Source organism: Deltaproteobacteria bacterium, assembly GCA_021737785.1.
Lineage (GTDB): Bacteria > Desulfobacterota > DSM-4660 > Desulfatiglandales > Desulfatiglandaceae > AUK324.
The window spans coordinates 121,226-127,487 of record JAIPDI010000007.1; the positions used below are offsets into that span (position 1 = coordinate 121,226).

5 protein-coding genes are annotated in these 6,262 nt (G+C 50.6%); 2 read left to right on the forward strand and 3 right to left on the reverse strand.

Annotated features, from left to right (window positions below):
- Positions 1-60: 60 nt before the first annotated feature.
- From K9N21_05875 to K9N21_05885, 3 genes are read right to left on the reverse strand one after another with little or no spacing between them, the layout of a single operon-like run.
- The gene (locus K9N21_05875; protein ID MCF8143431.1) at positions 61-1,011 is read right to left on the reverse strand and encodes a glycoside hydrolase family 130 protein; all 951 of its coding nucleotides are present in this window, start codon (positions 1,009-1,011) and stop codon (positions 61-63) included.
- Complete coding sequence (locus K9N21_05880) at positions 992-2,344, reverse strand: glycosyltransferase (protein MCF8143432.1); 1,353 nt, start codon at positions 2,342-2,344, stop codon at positions 992-994. Before K9N21_05880 ends, K9N21_05875 begins: the two co-directional genes overlap by 20 nt.
- 14 nt (positions 2,345-2,358) lie before the next feature.
- On the reverse strand, positions 2,359-4,665 hold the full coding sequence (locus tag K9N21_05885; GenBank protein MCF8143433.1) for a glycosyltransferase family 4 protein: 2,307 nt from the start codon (positions 4,663-4,665) through the stop codon (positions 2,359-2,361).
- 269 nt (positions 4,666-4,934) lie between these two features.
- On the opposite strand from K9N21_05885, the gene K9N21_05890 reads away from it, so the two are divergent.
- Entirely contained in the window at positions 4,935-5,396 is a 462-nt protein-coding gene (locus K9N21_05890; protein ID MCF8143434.1) for a transposase, read from the forward strand.
- Positions 5,393-5,905: a hypothetical protein gene (locus K9N21_05895; protein MCF8143435.1), complete on the forward strand. Its 513-nt coding sequence runs from the start codon at positions 5,393-5,395 to the stop codon at positions 5,903-5,905. The genes K9N21_05890 and K9N21_05895 overlap by 4 nt, the downstream gene beginning before the upstream one ends.
- The last annotated feature ends 357 nt before the right edge of the window (positions 5,906-6,262 follow it).

Below are 6,262 nucleotides of genomic sequence, written 5' to 3' on the forward strand. Positions count from 1 at the left end.
TTCAATTCCAGCCTATCCTCGAAAATATTTTCCGGTCTGCGATCATCCGGCAATGATCGTCTACAGTGGCGGCCGGGAAACCGACAGACAAAGCTGTACCAGGTCATCAATTACCGCCGTACCGGCGCACATGACCGTATCCGCGCCGCCCCAGTATATTTTTACCGTACCGTCGTCTTCCGGAACAGCGCCGCAGGTAAAGACAACATTGGGGACATAGCCATTTACCTCCCAGGGGGCCTCGGGCTGCAATATCCACTGATCGGAAACGCCGATGATGTTGGCCGGATCATCAAGGTCATGCAGGGCCGCGCCGAGGCGATACACTGTTCCGGACATTGTCTTAAAGACGCCATGGTAAATATGAAGCCAGCCTTTGTCGGTTTTAAATGGCGGTGCGCCGGGCCCGATTTTCATTTCATCCCAGTGATAGGCAGCCGGCTTCATAATTACTTTTGAGTCTCCCCAGTGAACCAGGTCCGGTGAATAGGAAATCCAGATCGACCAGGGCGAAATCTCCGAATGCGGCCGGTCCAAGCGCACATACCGGCCACCGAACTTTTCAGGGAAAATAACCACGTTTCGAAGGTCGGCCTGGGTGATCAGCGCAATACGCTCAACTGTTTCAAAATCCCTGGTGCGTGCAAGGGCAATCCGAACGCCGTGACGGGAATAGGCGCTGTAGGTTAGAAGATGTTCGCCCTCTACGGGGTTTATGCGGAGATCCTCCACTCCGAATTCTTCATATTCCCCAAAAATGCTGTCCGTCGCCGGCGTGAGAAAGGGTTTGGGATGAACCGTAAATGAAAAACCATCCTCGCTGTCGGCCCTGCCGATGATGGAACGTCCGTTTAGCAGATGCGACCTGAAAAGCATAATGTAACGATCGTTGTGCTTGACGATGCCCGCATTGTGAACGGTAGCGACGGGATACGGCACATCCTTTCTTGTCAGTATGGGGTTTTTCTCGTAACGCTTGATGATCGGCTCTTTAGACCCTGTTATAATCATCCTCCGACCTCTCTATGTCATCCTCTCCAAAGTAGTCTCCTGTCTGGACTTCGATAAACACCATATCTTGCGAGCCTGGATTCCGAACGCGGTGCCAGGTTCCCACGGGCAGATCAATGGCCTGACCGGATACCCGTTCGATCTCTTCACCATTTTTGGTCACCACCGCCTTGCCGCTGATCACGTACCAATGTTCGGAGCGCCGGAAATGACGCTGGTAACTTAAACGCCGGCCGGGGTAAACGTTGATGCACTTGACTTTGTGGTTCGGGGTGTCCGAAAGGATTTTATAAAACCCCCATGGCCGTTGGTCCTCACGTTTTGTCTTCTCAAGCACCTGTTCGTAGACGGCAATATATTTTTCTACCATGCGGTCAATGGTAAAATTGTCTTCCACTGTTTTTCGGCAGTATGCCCGGTCAATCCCTTTAACACGTTCAACCGCTTTGATTGCCTCGTCAGTGTTGGAAACCAGGAACCCGTTCTTTCCGTCCTGGATAAGCTCGGACATGCTGCCGCGGTTGATCGCAATAACCGGGGTGCCGCAGGCCATCGATTCAATAACGGAAAGACCGAACGGTTCGTTGAAGTTTATGGGATGCAGCAGTGCAGCAGCCTTGCCCAGAAGATCATTTCGTTTTTCAGGACCGGCGCTTCCTACATAAATGACCTGCCGATCATCAATAAACGGCTTTACATGTTTTTTGAAATAGTCCTCATCCTGGATTATGCCCGCCATTACAAGCTTTCGCCTGCAGGCACGTGCAATCTCGATGGCCTCCTTTGCGCCCTTGTCATGGTGAAAGCGGCCAAAAAACAACAGATAGTCCTCCGGTTCGGGCCGAAAATCAAACTGACTTATGTCGATGCCATGATGGATGGTTTTGATATAATCAAGATCCGTCGATCGATCGGAATCGCTGATGGAAACATAAAACGCTTTGCCGTTGTATTTCTTGTAAACCGGCAGAATCCCGGGCGATGAAAAGCCGTGAATGGTGGTCACCACCGGGGTGGCGGTCAGGCCGGTATAGGTCAGAGGCAGATAGTCAAAGTGGTTGTGGATGATGTCGTATGCATCGGCATGCTCAAAGAGTTCTGAAATGTGCAGGCACTCCCAGACCTTTGGTATGAGTGAGCGCTCTTCTTCATAGCCCCGCGGGCAAACGGCATGCAACGTGCCGCTGGTTTGCGAATCCGCGGTTGCAAACAAGGTTACACCATGACCGCGCGCTACCAGCCCCTCGGTTAAAAGGGAGGCCACGTTTTCCCAGGGCCCATAATGTCGCGGCGGTGTGCGCCAGGCAATGGGCGAGAGCATGGCAATGTGCATGCCTGATCCTTTTGTTAATCCGTTTTCTGTGACAATGGCTGGTTTAAAATCTCGTCGGCATAAAGCTTCTGCAATGTCATCAGTGAAAGCAGCCAGGCAAGGGAGGACTCGGCGCCTTCATTCTGGTTGATGCCGTCCGCCATCAATCCATCTCGGCAGCCTCCGGTCTTGGGATCATAGAGCGGCAAGTTGAGGTCGTTGTGTCCAAGAAACCAATTGAAACACATGACCGCATTCTCAAACCATGTGTGGTCCCGGGTAACATTAAAGGCTTCGACACAGGCTTCGACCATGGCATTGGCTTCAATGGGCTGCTGGTCGAAACGGGCTCTGGGGCCGCCTTTTTCATACCAACCGGTGCTGCCGATGGGCACAAAGTGATTGTCTTCGGTTTGGATGGCAAGCAGCCACTTGAGGGAGTTGAGTCCCATATCGATCATGTCGTTGCGTTGCATCCGCTGACCGGACAGCAGCAGGGCATGGGGCAGTTTGCCGTTGGCATAGTTCAGGGTGTTCTCAAGCCAGGGCCAATCGTCTGTTCCATTGTTTTTAAACTGATCGAAAAGCCTGTCGGCAAGAACTTCCCGGATCCTGCGCACTTCACTGTCGCCTGCAAATTCATACAGGTAGCCATGAATTCCAACCAGGGTAAAAGCGATGGCGCGGGGCGAATGAAAATTCTCGACAGCTCTCAGTGCCTTGTTGAAAAGGGTCGTGCTCACTGCGAGATGCCCGGGATTTTGAAGAAAAGCCAACGATTTGCCAAGGCACCAGAGCGTTCTGCCATGCGCATCCTCGGACCCGATCTCATCCATCCACTGTCGCGAATAGGTCATGAAATTGCGAAAGCGCCCATTTTTTTCATCATAGGCATACAGAAGAAACCCGAGATAATGATCGCTGAGAAGATCAAGCATCGAGCCGTTTGTTGGCAGGTATTTTTGACACATGGCGGCAACCAGCAGCGCTCTGGCATTATCATCGGTGCAGTAGCCATGGGTGCGATCGGGAATGGTATAGTTGGCATGTTGCAAGATGCCGGTATCATCGGTAAAGGCTTTCAGGTGATCGAGCTTGATCTCCGGGAGCTCGAAATTCGTGATGGCCTTGATGTTTTCAACATAGGAATACCGGGGACGGGGGTTCCGGATCCTGTTCAGCTGAACCTCCCTGAATACCTGGAGATATTTTCGGGATACCTCCTTCCAGACTGCGTCGCGGCTGAACATATAGGCTTTCTTACGCATGGCGTGCCGGTCGACATCGTTGTCCAGTAGGTCGATAATTTGTTCCGCCATGGCATCCGGATTGCGGAAGGGTACAATCCGGCCCCGATCTTCGGCAAGCATCTCGGTGGCATACCAGTACGGGGTTGAAATGACGGCTTTGCCTGTGCCCATGGCATAGGCAAGGGTCCCGGAGGTAATCTGGGCTTCTTCAAGATAAGGGGTTACGTAGATATCGGCGATGCCGAGAAACTCACATAGCTCTTTTATTTCAACAAAACGATTCTGAAAAATGACATACTCGCCGATATCGAGTTTGCGCACGAACTGCTGCAGCATGATGCGGTATGCATCGCCATGCAATTTCAAAATATGCGGATGTGTTGCGCCCAGGATAATATAGGCCACATCAGGGTGATTTTTGATGACCGCCGGAAGCGCCTGCAATACATTTTCAATGCCCTTATTTGGGGAAAGCAGGCCGAACGTGAGCAGCACCTTTTTGCCTTCCACACCGAACTTGTCTTTGTAGAAGCTGGGATCAATAAACGGCGTATCCGGAATGCCGTGATGGATAAAGACAATTTTTTCCTCGGGCACGGCATAAATATCTTTGAGGAAGTCGGATGCCTTACGACTCATCACCACCAGTTTGTCGGACAGATCGGATAGCTTGCACATGACGTCACGATATTCCGGCGCGGGGTCTTTCAAAACCGTGTGTAACGTCGTCACCACCGGCATGCGCAGATCTCCCAATAGTTTCAGCAGATGGCTGCCGGCCGGACCGCCGAAAAGACCGTATTCATGCTGCACGCAGACAATATCCGTCCGACTGATATTGAGAAATTGAGCTGCGACACTATAATCGGTCAACTTGTTCTGGTTGATCTCAAAGCGCACTTTTTCCGGGTATGGATATCCCTCAGGTTTATCATTCATGACAGCCGCCCAGCAGTGAATATCGGGGGCTTCCGCTGATAAGCCTTCAACCAGATCCGTGGTGAAGGTCGCGATACCACACTGGCGGGGCAGATAGTTGCCGATTACGGCAACCGAGTTGATTCCCTCATAATAGTTAATAACAGATGTCATAAGATGAGATGAGATGATAAGAAGTCGCTTTTTTTGAGGATGAGATATAGCAGAAACGGGCTTGGGTGTCAAAGAAAATGTGACCACAAGATATTGGGGTTGCGACAAAGGGCCTCGATATGGAGGGCCAAATGTAGAGCGCGGCCCGACCTGTTGAGGGATTCGCGTGCTCCTATGACGCAGGGAGGGCTGAAATGGCAGGGATCTGGTGTCACATGTTGCATAGTGAATAAAATAGTTGACCTTGACCTGCTTTTGAATTTGTTCTTATGGGCAGAGCATGGAGAATAGAATATGAGGGCGGGCTGTATCATGTGTTGTCCCGTGGAAATGAACGAAAAGACATTTTTCGTGATGACCGGGATCGGGTGACTTTCTTGGATGTGATCGGAGAAATGGCGGATCAGTATCACATCGATATTTTTGCCTACACCTTGATGAATAATCATCATATCCTCCTGCGAACAAATTATGCCAATCTTTCCAAAAATATGCAATGGCTGGCCCTGACCTATACCAGGCGATTCAACAATAGACATTTTCGGCCGGGTCATTTGTTTCAGGGTCGATTTAAAAGTATTATTGTTGAAAACGATACGTATTTACTGAGGCTTTCCTGCTACATCCATCGGAATCCCTTAAGGGCTGGGGTGGTTACCCGCCTAGTAGACTATCCTTGGAGCAGTTATAAAGCCTATGCCTATGGCAGCAAAACCCGGAATGGCTGTTGACAAAACCGATTTTGGCGCAATTTGATGCGGTCGACAAACACAAGGCTTACAAGGAGAAAGCTCAGCAATATGATGAAGAAGAGAAGCGGTTATGGGAGGATTTCCATCACGGAATGATTATGGGGACAAAGAACTTTGTCGACAAGATCCGTTCGAAGTACATGCCGAATACGATTCAAAAGGAAGTCCCACAGCAACGTTCATTGGCCAGAAGCCTTGACCCGGTAAAGGTCTTGGATAGAGCCGCCCGGAGTTTGAATTGTGATCCAGGTGTGATCCAGCATTTGCGGAGAATACCCAAATCAATGAAGGGTGAGCGCGATTTGCTGGTCTATCTGGTTTGGAAAACATGCATGCTGCCCAACGAAGAAATAGGGCGGTTGTTTGGCATGAGCTACTCGGCAATAAGCCACATTTTAAGTTCCATGCGAACCAGAATCAAACAAAAGCCTAATTTGCAGTCTAAATACGACCTTATATTATTCACTGTGCAAGATGTGACACCTTGATTCCACACGGCAGGAATTGATAGACCTCCTGACGCCCCCATAGTGCCGGCGATAGAGGACCGAAATGTCACCATCCGCACGGCGGTACCCTGACCGGTAGATCATGAGGCGGAGCAGGGATGAACCGGACGGCGCCGATGCAATGGCGCACAATTGCATTGATTTCCCTTGACATTTTCGTCCCCTGCCGTATGATTCCCCTCAATTTGAATAGAACCTCAACCGCACATTTTATATGGGCCAGAAGCCAATAGAATCGCTCCGCGATTCGGGTCATAGCCCTTGGCTCATAGCCCATAAAACCTTTTGTCATCAGCCACGAGCTATCAGCCATGAACCGCGTCAGCCCGGACTATC

What these genes read in the sequence shown, in the direction of transcription:
- K9N21_05875 (MCF8143431.1), bottom strand. Translation starts at nt 1,011, where the DNA reads ATGATTATAACAGGGTCTAAAGAGCCGATCATCAAGCGTTACGAGAAA.
- K9N21_05880 (MCF8143432.1), bottom strand. Translation starts at nt 2,344, where the DNA reads ATGCACATTGCCATGCTCTCGCCCATTGCCTGGCGCACACCGCCGCGA.
- K9N21_05885 (MCF8143433.1), bottom strand. Translation starts at nt 4,665, where the DNA reads ATGACATCTGTTATTAACTATTATGAGGGAATCAACTCGGTTGCCGTA.
- K9N21_05890 (MCF8143434.1), top strand. Translation starts at nt 4,935, where the DNA reads ATGGGCAGAGCATGGAGAATAGAATATGAGGGCGGGCTGTATCATGTG.